Source organism: Photobacterium sp. GB-1 (assembly GCF_003026165.1).
Lineage (GTDB): Bacteria > Pseudomonadota > Gammaproteobacteria > Enterobacterales > Vibrionaceae > Photobacterium.
Map to the genome: position 1 here is coordinate 17,208 of NZ_PYOB01000017.1, position 21,473 is coordinate 38,680.

Below are 21,473 nucleotides of genomic sequence, written 5' to 3' on the forward strand. Positions count from 1 at the left end.
ACAATACATTGTTTACACGACTCAGCGTGGGCTTGGTTGCAGTATGTGATGGTCGAAAAGAAGAGATATCTCAGAAGTGAATAAAGAAAACTCGTGCTAAAACGAGCTTTCTAAATGGCATTTTGCAAACAATAAAGCGAATTATGATCGCGCATGAGCGTAAATTGAACCGCCTTCCTTTAACAAGTTGACGACTTTTTTGGTTAACTTCATTGGAATGGCTGGACACCCCCAGCTACGTCCAAGCATACCTAATTTTTTAATGGTACTTGGCTCTGCGTATTTTGCCCCATGCAGCACAATCGCACGTTTTCTTGCATTAGAATTTGATGGACTCATCCCATCAAGACGTAAAGAAAGTCCATACTTACCATGATAGGCCTCAGCAACACGATAGGTGCCTAAGCTGGTTTGTTTACTGTCAACAATATTAGAGAATTGTGTAGCATAAAGATTGCCGCTATTGATGCCGTGTGAAACAAAAGTACGGTAAAGCAGTTTTTTCTTATCGGTATCAATAATAAAAAATCGGCGGTTATTCGATGGCTGGCTGTAATCAATAATCGACATAATCGGTTTATCTGCAACACGAATATGTTCTTTATAAGCCGTCATAAAAATATTGAAGTCTAAGTGCTTCTTAAGTTTTGTTTCTTCATAAATAACTTTGGCTTGCTGTTGTAATGAGATCTTTGCATATCCGCTAGAACTAAAACTTAACAGTAAAACTATAAAAACACTCGTCCATACCTTCATCATTGCTTCCTGCAAAAATTTAAAGTGCGACCGTCAGTTTGATATTTGATCGGATTTTAAATAAAGCTATGGCTATTGATTTTTGGCTCAATAAGACAAAAAAATACTTTGGTTAATATTTTTTGATGCAAATATGAATCATTTTTAATGGTGAAATCTATAAAATGTTTAAATTTTGACTTATCGGTGATGTAAATATGACGTTATCAGTTAATCATCAGGTTTTATTATTGGCATGTATGGCATGCTGATCAGTAAACGATGATGTATTAATCGATAAGAGGAATGGTTCAATGGTGATTCAACCTGAAATTCAAGGTGTTGTGGCACGAACAGCACATCCTTATGGTTGCCAGCAAGCAGTACTACAGCAGATTGATTATGTACAGTCTGCTGCGCCGATCACACAAGGTCCTCTCCGAGTATTAATTTTAGGAGCATCATCTGGATTTGGGTTGGCATCACGTATTGCGTTGACCTTTGGTGGTGCGCAAGCGAAAACCTTGGGTGTCTCTTATGAACGAGGTCCAAGTGATAAGGGGGTAGGCTCTGCGGGTTGGTATAACAATATTTTCTTTAAGCAAGCGGCTGAGCAGCAAGGCTATACTGCCAAAAATATTGTGGGTGATGCTTTTTCAGATGAAGTGCGTCAACACGTAGCGCAAACAATACGTGATGAGTTTGGCGGACATGTTGATTTAGTGATTTATAGCCTAGCAACCGGTATTCGTCCCGATCCTGAAACGGGTAAGGTATGGCGTTCATGTTTAAAAACCGTGGGTGAAAATTTTTCTGGTTATAGTGTTGATTTAGAAAAAGATAAATTAGTCCCTGCGGAACTAACTGCTGCTAGTGACGAGGAAATTTTCGCTACAACAAAAGTGATGGGCGGTGAAGATTGGCAACAATGGATAAACTTTTTATTATCTGAAAACCTGTTAGCTCCAAAAGCTAAAACTTTGGCTTACTCATATATCGGTCCTGAGTCGACATATCCTATTTATCATCATGGGACGCTTGGTATTGCCAAGCAGCATTTACATCAAACCGCGCACGCAATTAATCAACAATTAGTTCAGATGATCAATGGTCAAGCTAACGTAGTGGTGTGCAAAGCATTAGTGACAAAAGCCAGTGTCTTTATACCGACATTTTCGCCCTATATATTGGCGTTATTTAAAGTGATGAAGCAAATGGGAAATCATGAAGGGTGTATTGAGCAAATGCAGCGTCTTTTTGCACAAAAAATTTATTCATCGGCTGATACTGAAACAAAACAGCGTAATGATTCAGACGAGCAATCAGATCAGGCTCTGATCAGAATGGACGATTGGGAACTAAAACCTGAAGTACAGTTGCAAGTAAACAAATTAATGGCAGAAATGAACGCTGACAACTTTAGACAGGTTGGCGACTATGCTGGATACAAGTCAGCTTTTTTAGCCCTTAATGGCTTTGGTTTATCATCTGTTGATTATACTCAGCCTGTTGATATTGAAGAGTTATCAAAATTAACGCCCTAATTATTGTAGGGTAACGGTCAATGCCTATATAAAGGATAGATATGCGCCAATTAACGACTTTATTAGAACAATGGCTTAATAGCTTTAATAAAGTGATGGATGAAACCATTGCCAGTGGTATTCCGTTTACCGTACCAACGGTGAGAGAAGGTCTTGCTGCCATTACTCGTGAGCTAGTCACCGAGATTCCCGATATTGCGTTAATTGAGAACTTAACGATTAAAGATAAAGTGCCTATTCGCATTTATCATCCTCAACCAGAGACGGCACTCCCCGTATTAGTTTTTTTTCATGGTGGTGGGCATATGTCGGGTAGTGTCGAGGTTTACGATCCTATTTGTCGGAAATTAGCACAACATAGTCAATTTATTGTTGTATCGGTTGAATATCCTCTTGCTCCCGAACACCCTTATCCTGCCGCGATTGATGATGGTTATTTGGTTTTACAATCGCTGTTTCAAACTTTGATCCGTGCTGAGTTAAATTTTGTACCGCAACTTTCTATTGCTGGAGATTCAGCGGGTGGTGCTATTTGTGCCACGTTAGCACGAATGGCACAATTTGATGATGAGGTTGAAATTACCAAGCAAGTACTCATTTACCCAAGCCTTGATTACACTTTAAGTTTTCCATCTGTTAATCAAAACGGTATGGGGTATTTGCTACAACAGTCTCGTATTGAATGGTATTTCTCGAATTACTTTCAGCATAATGAAGATAGACGTAAAGCATCACCTGTGTGGGGACCCTATAGTATGGCGCTGCCTGAAAGCTTAGTGATCACGGCTGAGTTTTGCCCATTAAAAGATGAAGGTATCGCGTATGTCGAAGCGTTAAAAAAGCAAGGTGTAGAAGCAGAGCATATCCATTTTGACCAAATGATCCATGCCTTCTTAAATATGGAAAACATAGTAAAAAGAGAGTGTGAGCAGGCTTATACATCTATAGGAGTTTTTCTTAATAAATAATTATGAATACATCTGAAAAAGAAAAGCCGTAATACTGAATTACGGCTTGATACTCGAGATGATTGTATTGCTTGCGTTATTCAAAGAATGATTCAAGTAGTGAATATAAGCCACGAAGTAAATCCATTTAACACCTTCCATAGTCAAAAATTGGCAACAGTAATCTGTGCGACATGCATCTCTGTTGCTCTATTCCAGAATAGATTTATTCGCTTTTTAGTCAATATTTGTTAGCGGGAATATCTCCGATAGTGAAGCTTGATCACGATATTTGAAACTTTGCATTAGTGGTAATACTTATCAGTATTTTCCTTCCGCTACACTTAGAAAAATAGTGGGATAAGGAGGTGCGAAATGTGGTTGAGTTCGAACTGTAGATATCTGTCTTCTTTTCTTTTTATCGTGGCTTTTTCGCTATTACTTACCGCTTGTGATGATAATCACCAAGAGATAGAGCTACATGCGGAAGGGTACCCTGATCTCAATAGGGTTGCCGCACACTCTGCTACGACACCAAAACAGTACCTTGCGTGCGCTAAAAATTATCGAAATAGCTGTTTAGTCAGCCAATTCCCACCGATAGGGTTAACGTTCAACACTGCAGTGACATTGACGGATATTGAGCAACGAATCTTTGTTTCTCACCCTTGGATGGCCGAGCAATTTTTATCTGCTTTAGCGTTGCTTTCGTCTGACGTCTTGCCTTTATTTCGCTCCGTCAGTGCTATCGTCATTGCTGATGATATTCGTCCTTCTTTTTATAGTGCTAATACTGCAACCATTTATATTGATCCTCGTTATTTATGGCGCAACGAGCAGGAGTGGCTAACAATTATTGCTAAGCCGGACTTTCGTGATCAATTTCAGGTTAATGTACCGTTTTTGGCGGTAAGGCAAAGTGTCGATAGTGAGGGAAATTATGCGCCTTGGGTGAGCAATGAGTATGCAGAAAATAATACGATGCGTACTACTGATCAGTTATTACCCGCCTTATTTAGGCTATTGGTGCATGAATTGGCGCATGCGGTGGATGCGATTCCACCTGCTTCCCTAACATCACTCGATCCTCATCGGACTATTTATCAAAACATCAACGCGATGACCCCATTAAATCAGACTCTCTATGATCGGTTTCCACTGCAAGATGGGCTTTTGTTTGATGCAGCCAATGTACTGTATGACGGTGTTACGCCAAGCTATGAGGTTAGTACACTCACTGCTTTACAAGCTGGTGCGCATTTTGAGGTAGAAGGTGCAAGTGATTTATATGGTTACAGTAACCGCAAAGAAGATATGGCAATGTTATTTCAGTCTTACATGATGTATGAGCACTTTGGCTTGCAGGATAGGTTTTTATTTCTTTCACAAAATGAGGGTATAGCACTGGGTTGTGGTCGTTATACCGTGGAATGGGGACAAACAGGGCGTATGTTTGATCCGTTAGTCTATGAGCGAATGGTGTTAGCGGCTGGAGCAATATTGCAGCGAGATCTCTCCGTTAGCTCTACCCCAGAGCGTAAAGCCATGCAGATCCCCACAGGAACATCTTGGTGTGAAATGATTGATGAATAGGTAGGAAATACGAACACTGTTGTATCTAACAGCATTCGCAAAGCATCATCATAAAACCCAATGTGATGATGTGCTTTATTATATCTAGTCAAACGAAGCATGATAGGGCTAGTCCCAATCCCAATAACTACTTTCATGCTGTTGAGTAAATAACATTCTGTAGCCACTAATTGTATGATGACTGATGTTGGTCATGACTTTTTTAAATTGCTCGGTGGTGAGGTGAATAAGATTTTCATGATCACCCGCTTCAAGGTAAATGTCGTCGATATCAAACAGTATGTTATCGACGATCATATCCAGATGATAGATCTGCCCTAGATTGGGGATCGCGCCGGGGCTACAGTCTTGGAATAGCGATGACAGTTCGTGTTCACCAACTAAATAGTACTTTTTACCCGTAATTTTACTCACCTTATCTAACATAACGCGACGATTTGCCGGTATTACAGCCATGAGGTAGTTGTGTTGTTGATCTTTTAAGATGACAGATTTAGCCACCTTCGTTGTGGGAACGTGTGCTGACATTGCGGAATTAAAGGATGAGTCGGTAGGACGATGGTGAGTTAGTTTAAGTTCAATATTATGGTGTGATAAATATTGTTCGACAGAGATTGCTGTGGCCATCATTGCCTCCTCATATCTTCGCCTTGGTTTATTTTAAAACGCCGATTCTCTTTTACTTATATGCTACTCATAAACGCGACATTTAACAGTAAGTATGGCAGGTATCTGCTGTTGTAGATGAGTTTATCAATAGAAAAATATAGTCAGAGTGGGTGCATTTTATTATTTAAACTGACTTTCTAGTGCGAGTAACTGTTGCTTAATATGATTTCCTCCCGCATATCCTCCTAAATTACCACTTTTAGTGATCACTCGGTGGCACGGTACAATAACGGATAAGGTATTTTTACCGTTAGCGCTACCGACAGCACGACACGCGTTTGGATTATCAATAGCATTTGCTAATTGTTGATAGTGCCATGTCTGACCATAGGGAATTGTCGTTAATGTTTGCCATACACGTTCTTGAAATTGTGTGCCTTGAAACGATAAAGGTACTGAAAATTGTTTTCTATCACCTGAAAAGTATTCAGCTAATTGTTCCTCACATTGCAGCAAGATAGCATGGTCTGGTTTAAGTATGGCGTGATGTAAAGAGGGGATAGTATGGCTTTCAAACCAAACAGAAAGCAGTGCATTATCGTTTGCCGTGAGAGTCATTTTCCCTAATGGGCTATCAATGTGTTTGAAAAAGATATCCATATCGGCTTGCCAAATTCGAGGTGAGTGATGGCTTTATTATGGGGAATATAAATCTGCAATTCAAACGTTGGTATTTAGATGTTAAAAATAACAAAACAAAAGATAGAAAACGCTAACCTTGCATATAAAATAACAAGGTTAGCTGAACATTATTTATTATTTAACGTGTTGCTTTAAATAGTCTAATGCACCTTTAATTGCGGCAACTTGCGCCATATTACATTCTTTTTCTGTCACGCGCGGGCTATCAGGATAGACTTCGGTCGTCGAGGTATACAACGCATCTGTTACGCTTGCACATAATCCTAATGCTTTTAATGGGTAGTTAATTACGCCTTCTTGGGTAATCGCTTCACCAATAATATTTCCGTTGTCATCAGGTGGCGCTATATGGGTAACGTGGCGTACTTCATCAATAATTGCAGTTTGGAAAGCATCTTGAGGGTTTTCAGTATCACCAACCACATAGAAGCCGTCAGGTACACTGTCTTCAATATATTCTTTACCGTCACGCGCTGCTAGTGCAGGACGAAACTCGGACTCGTCGGTATCCGTCGTTTCATGAAGATCAATATGCGCTAGAAATGATGTTTTTTGCTCTTGAACTAAGCGCATTAAAGCCGCTGATTCTTCTGCTGGGCTATTGGGGATGAATGAGCGGTTAGGATCAACAGCGTTAGGGTTCCAACGGTTGATGGTTTCATAGCCCCAAGGGCTCACACAAGGCGCAATCAGAATATTAAAATCATCACTGTAGTGTTTAGCTTCTAAAGCGGCAAATGCAAGTGCGCCGTGGACACCGCTCGTTTCATAACCGTGAATACCACCGGTGATTAAAATTGTTGGTTTATTGCTATCCCAATTACGCGATTTTATCGCAAAAAGAGGGTATTTATCAGGGGCATAAGACAGAGCACCATACTGAGTGACATCAAAATCATTTTTCAATGCATCAATTTTTGTCACAACTTGCTCAAGGTAAGAACGTTTAATGGTTGTCTGTGCTAACCATTGTGCTTTTTCGTCGCTTCCCCAAGCTTTACCTGCTTCACCAATGTGGTAGGTAGATGACTGCATTATTGCCTTCCTATTTTTATTTTTAAATTAAATAACTTTTTACATTATGCTTAAGTTTTTGGCAAATATGGTTTTATTTATAACGAATACTGTTGCTGTAGATATAAGGTAATTTTATATCGAAAAATATTAGATGAATATTATTTATTAAATTCAATCAGGAGCTTGCAGTAAATTAAATATTTTTGATTTTTGATACAAGTAATTAAAGGCTCAATATTAAGTTGCAATAACAACCGACAAAAGAATATTGTCATACAAATTAAAGGGGATATAGTGAATTCGTTGTCACAAATAACATACTAGGAAAAGACGATGAGTACTATCTTGAATGAATCACAAATTGAAGATGCAAAATTACACCTTACTCGTCCTCTAGCCACACCTACAGATTTAAGTGTAGACGCGACTAAAGAGATCAGTGGTGCACTAACAGCGATCCTTGCTGATGTTTATGCAATTTATATGAAGACCAAAAATTTCCATTGGCATATGAGTGGTGCACATTTTCGTGATTATCACTTAATGCTTGATGAGCAAAGTGTTCAATTGTTTGCAATGACCGATGACATTGCTGAACGTGTGCGTAAAATTGGTGGAAAAACTTTACGTTCTATTGGTGAAATCTCACGTATGCAGCGTATTTTAGACAATGATGCTGATTATGTTGAACCTGCAGATATGCTTGCTGAACTTTGTAGTGATAACAAACAATTAGCTGCAGAACTTCGTGCTGCGCATACTTTATGTGATGACTGTGGAGACTATTCATCAGTGAGTATGATTGATAACTGGATCGATCAAACCGAGCGTCGTGTTTGGTTCCTTTATGAATCATATCGTCATTGATAATGAATCTCTGTCTATTACGATAGAAAATGAAGCTTCTCTATAAAATTTAATAGAGAAGCTTTTTTATTATATTTGTAGCAAGATGCATTGATTAATAAAGAATAAAAAGAGAAGCATCATATAATAACGATGAAACAAAGCGTTATGTTTGAAAAAAGTTGGTTTATTTTTTGCAGATATTCATTCTTCACAGTGGGAGAGATGAATGAGTATTGTTGCAGGTGTGATTTCAGAAGCTTGGACTTCAGATTTATTGCTCATAAAAAAAGAGATCGCTCAACATTTATCGCGTAATCCAACCGATATAAGGCATGAGTATTTCGATAATCATTTGTACTTTTGCCGAGTCGCCATTGATTGTCATCGCGAATCGAGCTGGGCTGAAAATCATTTACGCTTTTCTATGGTTCTTGGACATACCTTAATGTCTTCTTCACTGACTCAAGACGTTAATACGCTTTTGCAGCAGAGCCTTTCGAATTTCCCACAATTATTGGCTAAGGCTCAAGGTACGTATTGCGTGCTAGATTATAATAAACAACGGCGTGCATTAACTATTTTTGCCGATAGTTTGGCAATACGTCCACTTTATTATATGAAATATAAAGGGAGCGTAATTTTTAGTTCCTGTTTACGTTTGTTCAATGAATTGAGTGTGACGTTAACGACCAACTTAGCAGGGGCGACTGAATATGCGGTAATCGGTTATTCACTTGGCAATAAAACCCACTATAACGAAGTGTACTCTATCCAACCGGGAGAAAAATTAACCTTAACAAGCACTTCACTTGTTAAAGAGCGGTACTTTCGATGGTCTGATATGCCGTTTAATTGTATTGATGATAGTGAGGGAACACTTCAGTTGGATCATGCCTTTAAGCAAGCGGTCGACCTAGCAATAGGTAATGATCTTCATGCGATCAGTACACTGTCGGGGGGGTTAGATTCTCGTGTTATTGTCGCTGAGTTGTTAAAGCGCGGAATAAAATTAGAATGCATGAACTTTTCCTATCAACGGTCGCAAGATGAGGTTTATGCCGAAGTTTTTGCACAATGCCATGATTTTCCACTGCATATTGTGAATGTCAGTGATACTCAAGAGCAGACTGTTGAGCAACGTTTAGGACATTATTGGCGATCGACACAGTATCCATTTTATCTGCAAGTGGAGAGGCCTAGGCTAGTATGGTCGGGTAATGGTGGCAGTGTATGTATTGGTATGGTGTTTTGTGATGATCAGATTCTTGCCGCATGTGCCAGTGGCGATCCTTTTGCTGTGGCAAAAGCATATTTAAAACATCAGCATGCTTATATTCCTAAACGAATGGTAAAACAAGGGGCGAAATTGCAGCAGCAGTTAGAGCTAAATATTGTTGAATGCTTATGTCAGTACTCACACTTACCATTAGATAAAGCATTTCAACTCTTTTTATGGGAAAACGATCAACATCAACATATCGCTCCTGCACTAGAAGATATGGATAAATTTCGATTAGATTTTCACTTACCGTTTTACAGTAAAGCGATGCTGGAAGTGATGTTCGCGTTACCGGTATCTTCAGCGGTAAAACATCAACTCTATATGAAATGGCTTAATCAGTCATATTCAGAAGCGTTACTTACGCCGTGGCAAACCTACCCGGGACATTTACCTTGTCCGCTAAAAAATAATCTATTACCGCCGTTAAGCCAGTGGCAGTTAGCGTCGAATGTTAGAAATAAACTGGATTTACTGAAAATAGGTGTCAGCACCTTATTTGATGCAAAAGGTGAGTTTTATAATCGTCATTATCTAGGGGCTAATTGTATACTGACAGCATTAGGCTTACACCGTGGTGAATCAACATTGAATGTTGTTAAGCGTATGAATCAAGTCCTGAAATCCCCTCATTAGTAATCATAGGCAGAGTTAGCTAAAATACGCAGCCTAGTTATCGACAGTGATGAGTTCTGTGTTATATGCGATTTTTAAAACTATCTGTTCACCCTGATCTTGCCAATATTGACTTTAATACAACTGACTTAGCAATATTTCAACGCGATGCCGCAAGAGCCATTGTATTAAATGGTGAAGATATTTTGATGTTATACACAGAGCGTTATCATGATTACACCTTACCTGGTGGTGGCATTGATGCTGGAGAAGATAAAGTCGAAGGGTTGATCCGAGAATTACAAGAAGAAACTGGCGCAAGAAATATTCGAGATATTAAAGCGTTTGGTCAATATGACGAATATCGCCCGCGGTATAAGCCAGATCATGATGTGGTTTATATGAAATCATACTGTTACGTTTGTACTATTGATAAAGAGTTAGGCGCAACTCGCTTTGAAGATTACGAAATTAAAAATGGTATGAAGCCAGTATGGATCAATATTTTTGATGCGATAGCGCATAATGAAGAGACGATGAAACATTCTGAGAAAAAGGGGATGTCGATTGAGCGTGAAACCTTTTTATTGAAACTGATAGCAGAAGAGCTCATCACTGTTAATGCATAAAAAAACGGAGGTATTGAGCCTCCGTTGCATTGAAATCAATCGGTGAATTATTTTACTTTCTTAAATGTCACGGTGTGACGTTCAGAGCTGATAATCAATGTGTTCTGGTTCACTAGGTAATCTGATGGACCTGTTAGCATTCTTTTTACGAATCCATCAACAATAGCTTGTTCGTTTTGAATACACATTTTACGGGTTGACGCTAAATTTTTAGTCAGTAAATTCTGGCCAGTTAGTGTCAGCTTGCCTTTTAATGTATTACAGCCGTGGTAAGTGACCGTCAAATTATTATCAATCACTAATTCTGGCTTTTTAGGTAATGCATCTACAGGCTCTGAATGCCCATCAATCGCCATTACTTCCCATGTGCTTGGAAGCGCAGCAGCATCTTTAGGAGAAGAACTACAACCAGTTAATAGTGATGTCAGTAAAAGCGTACTTAATAAAATCTTTTTCATTATTTTTCTCATGTCGTATAGCAAGAAGGTGCGTTAGATACAGGTGTTGACGATGATAAAGAGCAACGGTCAATAGTCAGATGTGTCAAAAATAACGCAATATTATTCTGTGTCTTGCTTACAAAAGTCAGATGAACATTAAAACTTAACAAGCCATGAAGTGTGACAAATAACCGTAAAAATGTAAACGGCATCTGTTTTTTATTTTTATGTTTTTATTCATTCATAAATATATGAATAATAGAAGTACTCATGATCATTAAGGATAATTATTTGATGCAGAAGATTACGCTAAGTTCACCCACTGGAGATAAGTATATAACACCATCAAAAGTGGTATGTGTTGGTCGAAATTACGTTGAGCATATCTATGAGTTAAATAATGAAATTCCTACGCAACTTGTCTTGTTTACGAAACCCAATTCTGCCATTTCTCAACAACTCAAAGCTAAGCATAGTAACGATTCCGTACATTATGAAGTTGAAATTTGTTTTATGTACCAACAAGGTCAGTTTATGGCTGCGGGAGTGGGAATAGATTTAACAAAGCGAGAATTGCAAGCGACCTTAAAACAAAAGGGCCTACCGTGGGAACGAGCAAAAGCGTTTGATGGATCCGTGCTTTTTAGTGATTTCGTGCCACTTCCTAATATTGCTGAAACGGAATTTGAAGTGGTGTTTGAACAACAACAAGAGGTTTTACAGCGAGGCGTTAGCTCTCAAATGATCACAAAACCTGCCGCTATTTTGCAGGAAATCCAATCATTCATGACATTAGAAGATGGTGATATTGTTATGACGGGAACACCAAAAGGTGTCGGCGAAGTGAATGCTGGTGGTCATTACACTGCAAGCCTTTATATTGATGGGCAAAGAGTGGTCGCCCAGTCATGGGATGCGGCATAGCGTGATAATCAACTGATTTTTAATTGACAAAAATTTCGCATATTTACAGCTAAGCATTGTTACAATACTTAGCTGTTTTTCTATGTGAAGAAAGTAATGTTTCAGCAAGAGCATGTGATTAAATTAGCAAATATGAAAATGCCGTTTGGTAAGTACGCCGGTCGAATCCTTATCGACTTACCTGAAGAGTATTTATTGTGGTTTCAGAAACAAGGATTTCCTGACGGTGAGTTAGGTATGCTGATGGCTTTGGCGCTTGATTTTAAAATTGAAGGTCTCGAAAGCGTGATTCGACCATTGCGCAAAGACTAAGCGTCGTTTTAATACAGGTAATAGAAAAGATTTTTAAATGAAAAAAGTATTCTCATCTATATTGCTGTTTTTGGGTGGATTGACATTGTCAGGTTGTGCCCAGCATTATGCGGCAATCAGTGATATTCCGTTTGCTGATGCTAACTTTAAACGTTGCGTCATTTTGCAAGGCAAAGTATATAGCGAACACATTACTGAGTTGAAATGTGACGGTTTACATATATCAAAAATTAAAGAATTAAGTAACTTTCCTAACTTACAACAGTTAGATTTATCTCATAATCATTTAACCCAGCTTGATGTTAGTCATAATCCAAAATTAGCGCTACTTAGTGTTGAAAACAACCAGCTTAATAAATTGAATATTAAGCATAATAAAAAATTAAGAGTGCTTAATGTGAGTTTCAATCACTTAGTATCGCTTGATGTGAAAAAAAATAAAAATCTCACGTATTTAAATTATTCAGGAAATCATATTAAAGATGTGGATATTCAGAATAATCCACATTTATTAGCCCCTTATGAAAAAGCCTACATTACTAATGGCCCCTCTAATTAATCTCGTTAAAATCAGATAAGGAAAGCATTTTATGTTTAACGGAATGCATCATGTTGCGATCATATGCTCTGATTATCAGCGTTCTAAGTACTTCTATAGTCAAATATTAAAACTAGAGATCATTAATGAAACCTATAGAGCGCAACGTCAGTCGTACAAACTCGATCTACGTTTACCAGATAATAGCCAAATCGAACTGTTTTCTTTTCCTGATGCACCTCAAAGACCCAGTTATCCTGAGGCCCAAGGGCTACGTCATCTGGCGTTTTCAGTTGATGATGTGGAATCTGTAGCAGCATATTTAGTTGAACATCATATTGAGGTAGAAGCGATCCGTATTGATGAATTAACGGGAAAGAAATTTACTTTTTTTAGCGATCCAGATGGATTACCACTTGAGTTATATCAGTCTTAACGTTGAGAAGTGTGGGTTTTTAGCTAACAAAGATATGCATATAAGGGTATATTGTATTGGTTAATAATTAATCATTGGAAGGGATGTAATGCGCAGGATTATATTTAATCAGAAAGGTGGGGTGGGTAAATCAAGTATTACCGTAAATTTAGCGGCTATTAGTGCGGCGAAAGGGTACAAGACATTGGTGATAGATCTCGATGTACAAGGTAATTCAAGCCATTATTTAGGGTTCGATATTAATCAAAAAAGCGATAAAACCATTGCTGATTTACTTAATCAAACCGCTTCTTGGTTTTCAATGGCATCACCAACATTGGATTACCCCCAACCGACCGATTATGATAATTTATTTCTTATTCCATCGAGCCCCAAATTAGATAAATTAGAGCCAGAATTAGAACGCCGCTATAAGATTTATAAGTTACGTGAAACTTTAGATGAATTAGAAAAAGAGTATGAACATATTTATATTGATACCCCACCAAACCTAAATTTCTATACTAAGTCGGGATTAATTGCGGCGCATAACTTATTGATCCCATTTGATTGTGATAGTTTTTCACAACAGGCATTGATCAATTTAATGGACAATTTAGCAGAGCTTCGAGACGATCATAATCGTGAGTTGTCATTAGAAGGTATTGTGGTCAATATGTTTAATGCTCAGGCAAATTTTCCCCGTCAAATTATTGAGAGTGTTAAAGAATTAGGCTTCCCAGTATTAGAGCCTTATCTACCTCAATCGATCAAAATGAAAGAATCACATTTTCAACAAATCCCGCTTATTCATTTCCAACCAAAGCATAAGTTAACTCAGCAATTTTCGCTATTACATCAACAATTAAGTGATGTTAAACAAGCTGTCAAAAGTTAGCCGTATTTTTTATTGCTTACAATTAAAAAGAGCGAGATTAATGCTCGCTCTTTTTCAGGTTAGTCATCTTTGTTGGGAAAATGCTTTTCGTATTCTTCCATAAAATCTTGTCGAATTTCTTGCTCTAAATGTGTCGCTTGCTCTGTTGGACAAAATAACATGAAGTGAACAATTTGTTCGCCTGTCGCACCACTACTGATATGGATGTGTGGCTCTGAGCCCGGTAAATCAACACCCGCATGTTTTTCTATCATGCTGTTATAGCGACGAGCGACGTCTATAAAATCTTCACAATGGTGCTCTATTTTTTTGACCATAGTTGGTAGTAAAGGGTAGAGGTTGAGGAAATTGGGTACGACGATAGAAAAGTTATGGTAAACATAACGCTTCATAAAATTGAGGTTTTTTACTGGGTAAGTGAAAAACATGCTATTGGGTAAGGTTGCTGTTTTCCCTGTGTAATGATATTGGCCATGATGAAGATCGATTTCTTGGATAACCGTTGCCATCATATTGTGTTCGATGACTTCGCCACATAACTTGCCCACTTCAATCCAATCACCGATTCGAAACGAACGTGAGCTTGCGCGTTGAATTGATCCTGTAATACAAAGAATAATTTCTTTCGATGCGACAACAATGGCAACCGCGATCGCTGTGACAGATAATGCAAACTCATTAATTTCTGAGCGCCAAAGGATGAAGAGTAAAAGGATAAGAATAGAAAAGGTGCCATTTTTGGTTCGAGACATCCATTTTCGTTGTTCTTCTGAAAGAAAGAGTTCTTCCCCTCGAATTTTGGTCAAAACCAGACGACGGATCAGTGAAATAAACACAATGATCAGAGCACTTAGTAGTAATTTGTGTGCGATGAGGAAATTAATAACTTCCGTAACCTTATCCATCGTTATTCCTTTTTATTTCAATACATCAATAAAGAGTTATATCAAAAAAAACAGATGAATGTGTTAGAGAAATCAAAACTTTATAGAATTGGGTATAAGACAACTTGGTATTTGAAAATAGAGTACAGAGAAAAAGAGCGATAAGCTCCTTTAAAAATGTGATGAGATCTTATTTATTATCGCGTTTGTATCATTCAGTAAAAGAACGTTGGTAAGCGACGGCAATTTTTTGATGATTTAGTTGGGTGTTAATGGTGAGTGCAATATGAGGTTTTTGATGAAAACAGCCATTATCGAGGAGATAATTAGTGAAACTATCAAAAGTCCATGTTAACTGATTCTATTTAGAGCTTGATATTCATGTTAGTGTTTTCATTGGGTGTTTTTTATACGGAGGTGATGGTGAAAAAACAAGTATGGACACAGTTCAGAAGATAAAGCACAAGCATGTAATGAGTTTGTAGTGTTTAGCTCAGTAACAGTCGTCTCTTTACTTGCTAGCATCGCAGGCTTAATAACATGATTGGTTGGTATCAGCTTACCCTTCTTGTCATTCCATTCATGTTCGTCATTATAGCTATGTTGTTTATGTTTAAACCTAAATTAATAGTTTCGATTTAACCTCAAAAGTAACGCTATGTTTATGATTATTTATCGTAATTTTAAGGACTTCAGTCTAAGTTTGATAAAGATAGAATCATAAAATGTAGAGAATCTCTGAGTATGAAAAGTGACATAATTCTTATCGGTAAGGGCGAAAACAAAATTGGGATCCATCCTAAATATGCCAATCGTCATGGTTTTATTGCTGGAGCAACAGGTACAGGTAAAACGGTAACACTTCAATGTTTAGCTGAGGGTTTTTCATCCCTTGGTGTCCCCGTTTTTCTTGCTGACGTAAAAGGTGACTTATCAGGTATGGCGAAGGCTGGTACTGATAACGCAGTTGTTCAAAAACGTTGTCGAGAAATTGGTATTGATGATTTTCAATTTACTTCCTTTCCCGTTGAGTTCTGGGATTTGTTTGGGAAAGAAGGGGCAAAAATCCGCGCGACGTTAGAAGACATGGGACCGCTATTATTAAGTCGTTTGTTAGATTGTAATGATGTCCAAGAAGGGTTAATTAATTTAGCGTTTGAATATGCAGAAGAAAATCAAATGCCGATGTTGGATTTGGATGATTTTTCTACCGCACTAAATTACTTAGGCGATAATTCAAAACAACTGGGTGGGATGTACGGACGTATCAGTAAGTCCTCTATTGCTGCTATTGAGCGGCGTTTATTGGGCTTTAAACGCCAAGGTGGTAGCGAGTTTTTTGGTGAGCCAGCATTGGATTACCATGATTTCATGAAAACTGCCGCAGATGGTCGAGGCATTATAAATATTCTTGATGCCAGTACCTTGATCCAATCACCAAAGTTGTACTCAACCTTCTTATTATGGTTGTTGTCTGAGCTTTATGAAAACCTACCGGAAGTCGGTGATCTCGATAAACCTAAATTTGTGTTCTTTTTCGACGAGGCTCATCTCCTGTTTGATGATGTACCGAAGGTCTTCTTAGATCAGATTGAGCAAGTGGTACGTTTGATCCGCTCTAAATCGGTTGGGATCTATTTTGTAAGTCAAAATCCAACCGATATTCCAGATTCAGTATTAGGACAGCTGGGTAATCGCATTCAACATGCGTTACGTGCCTATACCCCAAAAGAGAGAAAAGCCGTAAAAGTTGCAGCTGAATCATTTAGGGATAACCCAAATTTAGATGTAGTTACCTTACTGGGTGAATTAGGCGTAGGTGAAGCACTAGTATCAGTATTAGAAGAGGGCGGTGTACCATCGGTAGTTGAACATGTCACTATTCGCCCTCCAGAGTCGCAAATTGGGCCTATTCGTGCTGATAAGCGCATTGAAATGCTAAACGCCAGTCAGTATTTTCAGCAATATAAAGTAGCAGTGAATCGTGAGTCAGCCCATGAGATATTAAATAAGCGCACAGAGCAGAAAAAGCAGCAAACACAAGAAGCTGAACATGATAAACAGGAACGTGCAAGTATTCGAAAACCTCGTCGCTCTCAGCGCCAAACATACACTGAATCGTTTATTAAAACCTTATTAAGGCAACTTGCGAATGCAATCGTAAGAGCGTTATTCAAGCGGCGTTAATTTGATGACTAAATCTCTTCTGTGTTATCGATAAAGAGATACGGTGTAAATCTTATATTGTTGTAGATAAATATGTTACTGAGCCCATGGCTTTTTTATAAGAAAAGCGTAAGGTCTTAAGCTTCTATTTTTAAAGGATAATAGTAGACGTGCATATTTTTACAGATAGAAAAAAAATCCTGATTGATACGCGAAGTTCTGATGAGTTCTTAGCGGGTCATGTTGAAGGTAGTGTATTTGTTGGATTTGGCGGGAAACAATTTAAATGGTGGCTTGAATTAATGCTACCGGATAAAAACATTCAATTAGACGTTATTGCTTCACCTAATAATCAAGACCAAGTAAAAGAAACATTGCAATCACTAGGTTATACCCATATCCGTTTTCAAGCGCTTGAGGGGACACTGTCTCAGGTTGAACATATATCTGCTGAAACGTTAGTAACGAAGGCATCAGATCTAAATATTTTAGATGTGCGTGAACAAGATGAAATAGCAAAAGGTGCGCTACCTAATGCTGAGGCATTACCGTTATCCGATATTGTGCAAGGCAAACTGCCTTCAGAGAAAGATAACTTTGTTGTCCATTGTGCGGGTGGATACCGTTCTTTGATTGCTATCTCATTGCTTAAATTACTACGACAATGCCATTTTATTCAAATTGATGGCGGATTCTCTGCAATTAAACGCCATATATAACTGTTTTATATAAAATTAAGTCATTGATAAATAATGTTTATTGATATTGTTTTTTATAAAAGTTATCGATGGCTTTGTTTTTCTCCTTCTAAAAAAAACTTTTTTTGGCCTAAAAATAGCTTTTCGAGGGGGATTTTTAATACGGTTAAATGTTATCAAAATGTTGTTGATTGTTTGCCTCTTGTTGCAAAATCCATGAAATCTAGAAATTCTTGTACGAATATTTGTGCAAAAGAATTGATCCCTGACTTATTTTTTTTGAAAAATAGCCAGTCTCTGAAATGCTGAATACATGTTTCTACTAATAAAAAAAGTCATACCCTGTACCAGACGTAGAAGCATTATATGCTTAATGTTGAGTATAAATTCAAGGATTGAGAGATAGATTATGATTCGATTTAACCTTTGTGCAGCAGGAATATCCCTTGCACTGTCAGGCGCTGCTTTCGCGGCCCCTACGGCACCAAGCATTGATCTGTATGGTTCTAACAACCTTCAGTTCTCTAAAATTGAGCTAGCGATGGAAACAACATCTGGCTATAACGACATGGTTAAATACCATGACAAAGCTAAGATTAATGTGAAATTTAACCAATGGAGTGGTAAATCAGGCGATACTTACAACATCTATTTTGATGGTGAAAAGGTCGCATCTGGTCCAATCAAAGGTAGTCAAACCACCGCTTCTTTTGAGTACGAGCAAGGCGGCTTGTACCAAATGGAAATCGAAGCCTGTGACGAAACAGGATGTGCGAAAAGTGCGCCAGCACAAATCACCATTGCAGATACAGATGGTTCACACTTACCTCCTCTAGCAATGAATGTTGATCCAAACAACAAATCATTTGATACCGACCCAAGCGTTGTTATGGGGACGTATTTCGTTGAGTGGGGTATCTATGGCCGTGAATATACAGTAGATAACATTCCTGCAGACAACTTGACCCATATTCTTTATGGCTTCATCCCAATTTGTGGTCCAAACGAGTCTGTGAAATCGGTAGGTGGTAATAGCTTCAACGCACTACAAACTGCGTGTAAAGGTGTTAATGATTACGAAGTTGTTATCCATGACCCATGGGCTGCATTCCAAAAGAGCTTTAAGCAAGCAGGTCATGAATATAGCACACCTATCAAGGGTAACTACGCAATGCTAATGGCATTGAAACAGCGTAACCCTGATCTGAAAATTATCCCATCAATCGGTGGCTGGACATTGTCTGACCCATTCTTTGATTTTGTAGATAAAGCAAACCGTGACACATTCGTTGCCTCTGTTGAGAAATTCCTAAAAACATGGAAATTCTATGATGGTGTAGATATTGACTGGGAATTCCCTGGTGGCGGCGGCCAAGCAGCAGATCGTGGTGATGTAGTAAAAGATGGTCCTGCTTACATTGCGTTAATGCGTGAACTGCGTGCGATGCTTGATAAGCTAGAAGCTGATACAGGTCGTACTTATGAGCTAACATCAGCAATCGGTGTTGGTTACGATAAAATTGAAGACGTTGATTATGGCGAAGCTATCCAATACATGGATTACATCTTCGCAATGACATACGACTTCTACGGCGGTTGGAACAACGTTCCTGGTCACCAAACAGCACTTTACTGTGGTAACTTCATGCGTCCTGGTCAGTGTGACGGTACTGGTCTAGATGAAAATGGCGAACCGTACAAAGGACCTGCATACACCTCTGATATTGGTATTCAGTTACTGCTCGATCAGGGCGTTCCTGCTAATAAACTGGTTCTTGGTGCTGCAATGTATGGTCGTGGTTGGACGGGTGTAACACCTGATACGCTAACAGATCCAACAGATCCAATGACAGGTACAGGTACTGGCAAACTGACGGGCAGCAAAGCTCAAGGTGTTTGGGAAGACGGCGTTATTGATTACAAAGGCATTAAATCATACATGCTTGGTGCTAACAGCCAAGGTATCAATGGCTTTGAATATGGTTACGATGAGCAAGCAGAAGCACCGTATGTGTGGAATCGTTCAACAGGTGACTTGATCACATTTGATGATGAGCGTTCTGTTAAAGCTAAAGGTAACTACGTTAAATCACTTGGCCTTGCTGGTTTATTCTCATGGGAAATTGATGCGGATAACGGTGATATCCTAAATGCAATGCATGAAGGTGTATCGGGCGCGGTGATTGATAAGCCAAACAAGGCACCAACAGCAGCAGCTGGCGTGGATCAAACGGTTTCAGGTCCTGCATCTGTAACACTTGATGGTTCAAGCTCGAAAGACTCAGATGGTAGCATTGCTAGTTATGCTTGGGAGCAAGTATCAGGTACAGCGGTAGCATTAACTGGTGCTGATTCTGCTACAGCAAGTTTTGTCGCTGCAGAAGTGGTAGAAGCTGAGCAATTAACGTTCAAACTAACAGTAACAGATAACAAAGGTGCATCGTCATCAGATACTGTTGTTGTCACTGTAACCCCTAAAGATGTTGTCGTACCACCAACAAACACGGCACCAGTTGCAAGTGTAACTGCACCACAAACAGCAAACGCTGGCGATGTAGTTGTTGTTGATGCATCAGCTTCTTCTGATGCAGATGCGGGTGATACGCTAACATTTGATTGGACATTACCAGCTGGTGTTAATGCAACAGTTAATGGTTCACAAGTACTATTTACTGCGGCTGAGTACTCGCAAGACACTAACGTAGTCTTTACTGTAACGGTATCTGATGGTGAAGCAAGCTCAAGCGCTTCAGCGACAGTTGTTGTTGCTAAACATACAACGGTAGAGCCACCTGTTGATACATGTGATAACGCATGGGACGCAGCAACAGTTTACACTGGCGGTGACCAAGCGACTAAAGATGGTAAGGTTTGGGAAGCTAAGTGGTGGACACGTGGCGAAGACCCTGCGAAATCTGGTCAATGGGGTGTATGGAAAGAAGTTGGCGTAGCTAACTGTCAATAAGCGTAAAATTAATGAGCTGGTAATAGTGCAGCAATAATCTACTCATCAGCCATTACAAAATGCTTTAAGTAATTATCCCCTGAGACATTTAGTGTCTCAGGGGATTTTTTATTATGCGGATAAAAAAGGCGCTAAGCATTAAGCAAAGCGCCTTTAAGATATTGATTACATTATGTTAGTTAATGTATTAACGGCTAAGAAATGCGTAGCCTGTTGTAAATGCAGCTTCTTGGAATTGACGTAAACCGGTATCACGGAAATCAATCGCCATTGGATTACGCTTTAGCTTTTGCTTTATGTCAGCATTGGTCATGAAGTTAACATCAACATCTGGAATAAGCTGGATAGCTGATTCTAATTTAAAGCCTACTGCGCTACCTGCAAACTTACCACGCGTTTCACGGTTACGGATTACAACTTTATCTACTTGGTAATCATCCAGTAGTTTTTTAAATGCGAATTGGAAATCACGCATTTGTTGGTTATCTAGAGAATCTTCCATGATGAACTTTTGTGTACGACATTGTGGAATATCGAACATGCCATTTTGAAGTGAAAGAAGGCAAATAACCGCTTCGTTACTACGTAGCTCAACAGCACAAATTTTCATGTTAACACCTGAATCTGAATATTTTGGCGCTTATTGTAGGCGAAAAAGTGATTTGCTGTTAGTACCTATTACATTTTTATCGTTCTTTGAGTTAGAGGCGCCTA

General features: G+C 38.8%; 21 protein-coding genes. 14 read left to right on the forward strand and 7 right to left on the reverse strand.

Going from position 1 to position 21,473, the window contains the following annotated elements; translation table 11 throughout:
• Positions 1-141 precede the first annotated feature (141 nt).
• Positions 142-756 (reverse strand): murein L,D-transpeptidase catalytic domain family protein, encoded by a 615-nt coding sequence (locus C9J45_RS15180; protein ID WP_107207074.1) that lies wholly within the window; start codon positions 754-756, stop codon positions 142-144.
• 293 nt (positions 757-1,049) lie between these two features.
• Between C9J45_RS15180 and fabV the strand changes: the two genes are divergently transcribed.
• The 3 genes from fabV (at position 1,050) to C9J45_RS15195 (ending at position 4,819) form a co-directional block, all read left to right on the forward strand.
• Positions 1,050-2,279 carry an enoyl-ACP reductase FabV gene (gene fabV / locus C9J45_RS15185; protein WP_107292726.1) on the forward strand — a complete coding sequence of 410 codons (1,230 nt, stop codon included), beginning with the start codon at positions 1,050-1,052 and terminating at the stop codon, positions 2,277-2,279.
• 41 nt (positions 2,280-2,320) lie between these two features.
• On the forward strand, positions 2,321-3,247 hold the full coding sequence (locus C9J45_RS15190; protein ID WP_107207072.1) for an alpha/beta hydrolase: 927 nt from the start codon (positions 2,321-2,323) through the stop codon (positions 3,245-3,247).
• A gap of 354 nt (positions 3,248-3,601) precedes the next feature.
• Positions 3,602-4,819 (forward strand): hypothetical protein, encoded by a 1,218-nt coding sequence (locus C9J45_RS15195; RefSeq protein WP_107292727.1) that lies wholly within the window; start codon positions 3,602-3,604, stop codon positions 4,817-4,819.
• Positions 4,820-4,927: 108 nt separating this feature from the next.
• On the opposite strand, the gene C9J45_RS15200 is transcribed toward C9J45_RS15195, so the two are convergent.
• The 3 genes from C9J45_RS15200 to C9J45_RS15210 form a co-directional block, all read right to left on the reverse strand.
• The gene (locus tag C9J45_RS15200; protein ID WP_107292728.1) at positions 4,928-5,446 is read right to left on the reverse strand and encodes a YbaK/EbsC family protein; all 519 of its coding nucleotides are present in this window, start codon (positions 5,444-5,446) and stop codon (positions 4,928-4,930) included.
• A gap of 162 nt (positions 5,447-5,608) precedes the next feature.
• A complete protein-coding gene (locus tag C9J45_RS15205) occupies positions 5,609-6,088 on the reverse strand; it encodes a methylated-DNA--[protein]-cysteine S-methyltransferase (protein WP_107207069.1) in 480 nt (159 codons plus the stop codon).
• A 156-nt stretch (positions 6,089-6,244) separates the two neighbouring features.
• Complete coding sequence (locus C9J45_RS15210; protein WP_107207068.1) at positions 6,245-7,165, reverse strand: M14 family metallocarboxypeptidase; 921 nt, start codon at positions 7,163-7,165, stop codon at positions 6,245-6,247.
• Between the two features lie 315 nt (positions 7,166-7,480).
• On the opposite strand from C9J45_RS15210, the gene C9J45_RS15215 reads away from it, so the two are divergent.
• From C9J45_RS15215 to C9J45_RS15225, 3 genes are all read left to right on the forward strand, one after another.
• Positions 7,481-8,014 carry a Dps family protein gene (locus tag C9J45_RS15215; protein ID WP_107207067.1) on the forward strand — a complete coding sequence of 178 codons (534 nt, stop codon included), beginning with the start codon at positions 7,481-7,483 and terminating at the stop codon, positions 8,012-8,014.
• A gap of 208 nt (positions 8,015-8,222) precedes the next feature.
• Positions 8,223-9,911 carry an asparagine synthase-related protein gene (locus tag C9J45_RS15220; RefSeq protein WP_107290718.1) on the forward strand — a complete coding sequence of 563 codons (1,689 nt, stop codon included), beginning with the start codon at positions 8,223-8,225 and terminating at the stop codon, positions 9,909-9,911.
• Positions 9,912-9,976: 65 nt separating this feature from the next.
• Entirely contained in the window at positions 9,977-10,519 is a 543-nt protein-coding gene (locus C9J45_RS15225; RefSeq protein WP_107292729.1) for an NUDIX hydrolase, read from the forward strand.
• Between the two features lie 47 nt (positions 10,520-10,566).
• Here C9J45_RS15225 and C9J45_RS15230 read toward each other — a convergent pair whose 3' ends face one another.
• A complete protein-coding gene (locus C9J45_RS15230) occupies positions 10,567-10,977 on the reverse strand; it encodes an META domain-containing protein (RefSeq protein ID WP_107207064.1) in 411 nt (136 codons plus the stop codon).
• A gap of 276 nt (positions 10,978-11,253) precedes the next feature.
• On the opposite strand from C9J45_RS15230, the gene C9J45_RS15235 reads away from it, so the two are divergent.
• From C9J45_RS15235 to C9J45_RS15255, 5 genes are all read left to right on the forward strand, one after another.
• The gene (locus C9J45_RS15235; protein WP_107292730.1) at positions 11,254-11,883 is read left to right on the forward strand and encodes a fumarylacetoacetate hydrolase family protein; all 630 of its coding nucleotides are present in this window, start codon (positions 11,254-11,256) and stop codon (positions 11,881-11,883) included.
• Between the two features lie 96 nt (positions 11,884-11,979).
• Positions 11,980-12,195, forward strand: a complete 216-nt coding sequence (locus tag C9J45_RS15240; RefSeq protein WP_107207062.1) for a DUF3820 family protein — start codon at positions 11,980-11,982, stop codon at positions 12,193-12,195.
• A 37-nt stretch (positions 12,196-12,232) separates the two neighbouring features.
• Positions 12,233-12,754: a hypothetical protein gene (locus tag C9J45_RS15245; RefSeq protein ID WP_107292731.1), complete on the forward strand. Its 522-nt coding sequence runs from the start codon at positions 12,233-12,235 to the stop codon at positions 12,752-12,754.
• A gap of 31 nt (positions 12,755-12,785) precedes the next feature.
• Positions 12,786-13,169 carry a VOC family protein gene (locus C9J45_RS15250; protein WP_107207060.1) on the forward strand — a complete coding sequence of 128 codons (384 nt, stop codon included), beginning with the start codon at positions 12,786-12,788 and terminating at the stop codon, positions 13,167-13,169.
• Positions 13,170-13,257: 88 nt separating this feature from the next.
• Complete coding sequence (locus C9J45_RS15255) at positions 13,258-14,046, forward strand: ParA family protein (RefSeq protein ID WP_107207059.1); 789 nt, start codon at positions 13,258-13,260, stop codon at positions 14,044-14,046.
• Between the two features lie 59 nt (positions 14,047-14,105).
• Here C9J45_RS15255 and C9J45_RS15260 read toward each other — a convergent pair whose 3' ends face one another.
• Positions 14,106-14,951 carry a mechanosensitive ion channel family protein gene (locus tag C9J45_RS15260; RefSeq protein WP_107259870.1) on the reverse strand — a complete coding sequence of 282 codons (846 nt, stop codon included), beginning with the start codon at positions 14,949-14,951 and terminating at the stop codon, positions 14,106-14,108.
• 723 nt (positions 14,952-15,674) lie between these two features.
• Here C9J45_RS15260 and C9J45_RS15265 point away from each other — a divergent pair.
• The 3 genes from C9J45_RS15265 (at position 15,675) to C9J45_RS15275 (ending at position 20,759) form a co-directional block, all read left to right on the forward strand.
• Positions 15,675-17,117 carry a helicase HerA-like domain-containing protein gene (locus tag C9J45_RS15265; RefSeq protein WP_107292732.1) on the forward strand — a complete coding sequence of 481 codons (1,443 nt, stop codon included), beginning with the start codon at positions 15,675-15,677 and terminating at the stop codon, positions 17,115-17,117.
• Between the two features lie 149 nt (positions 17,118-17,266).
• Entirely contained in the window at positions 17,267-17,815 is a 549-nt protein-coding gene (locus C9J45_RS15270; protein WP_107290724.1) for a rhodanese-like domain-containing protein, read from the forward strand.
• 388 nt (positions 17,816-18,203) lie between these two features.
• Positions 18,204-20,759 (forward strand): glycosyl hydrolase family 18 protein, encoded by a 2,556-nt coding sequence (locus C9J45_RS15275; RefSeq protein WP_107290725.1) that lies wholly within the window; start codon positions 18,204-18,206, stop codon positions 20,757-20,759.
• 187 nt (positions 20,760-20,946) lie between these two features.
• Here C9J45_RS15275 and C9J45_RS15280 read toward each other — a convergent pair whose 3' ends face one another.
• Positions 20,947-21,369, reverse strand: a complete 423-nt coding sequence (locus tag C9J45_RS15280) for a DUF3010 family protein (protein ID WP_005364059.1) — start codon at positions 21,367-21,369, stop codon at positions 20,947-20,949.
• Positions 21,370-21,473 lie beyond the last annotated feature (104 nt).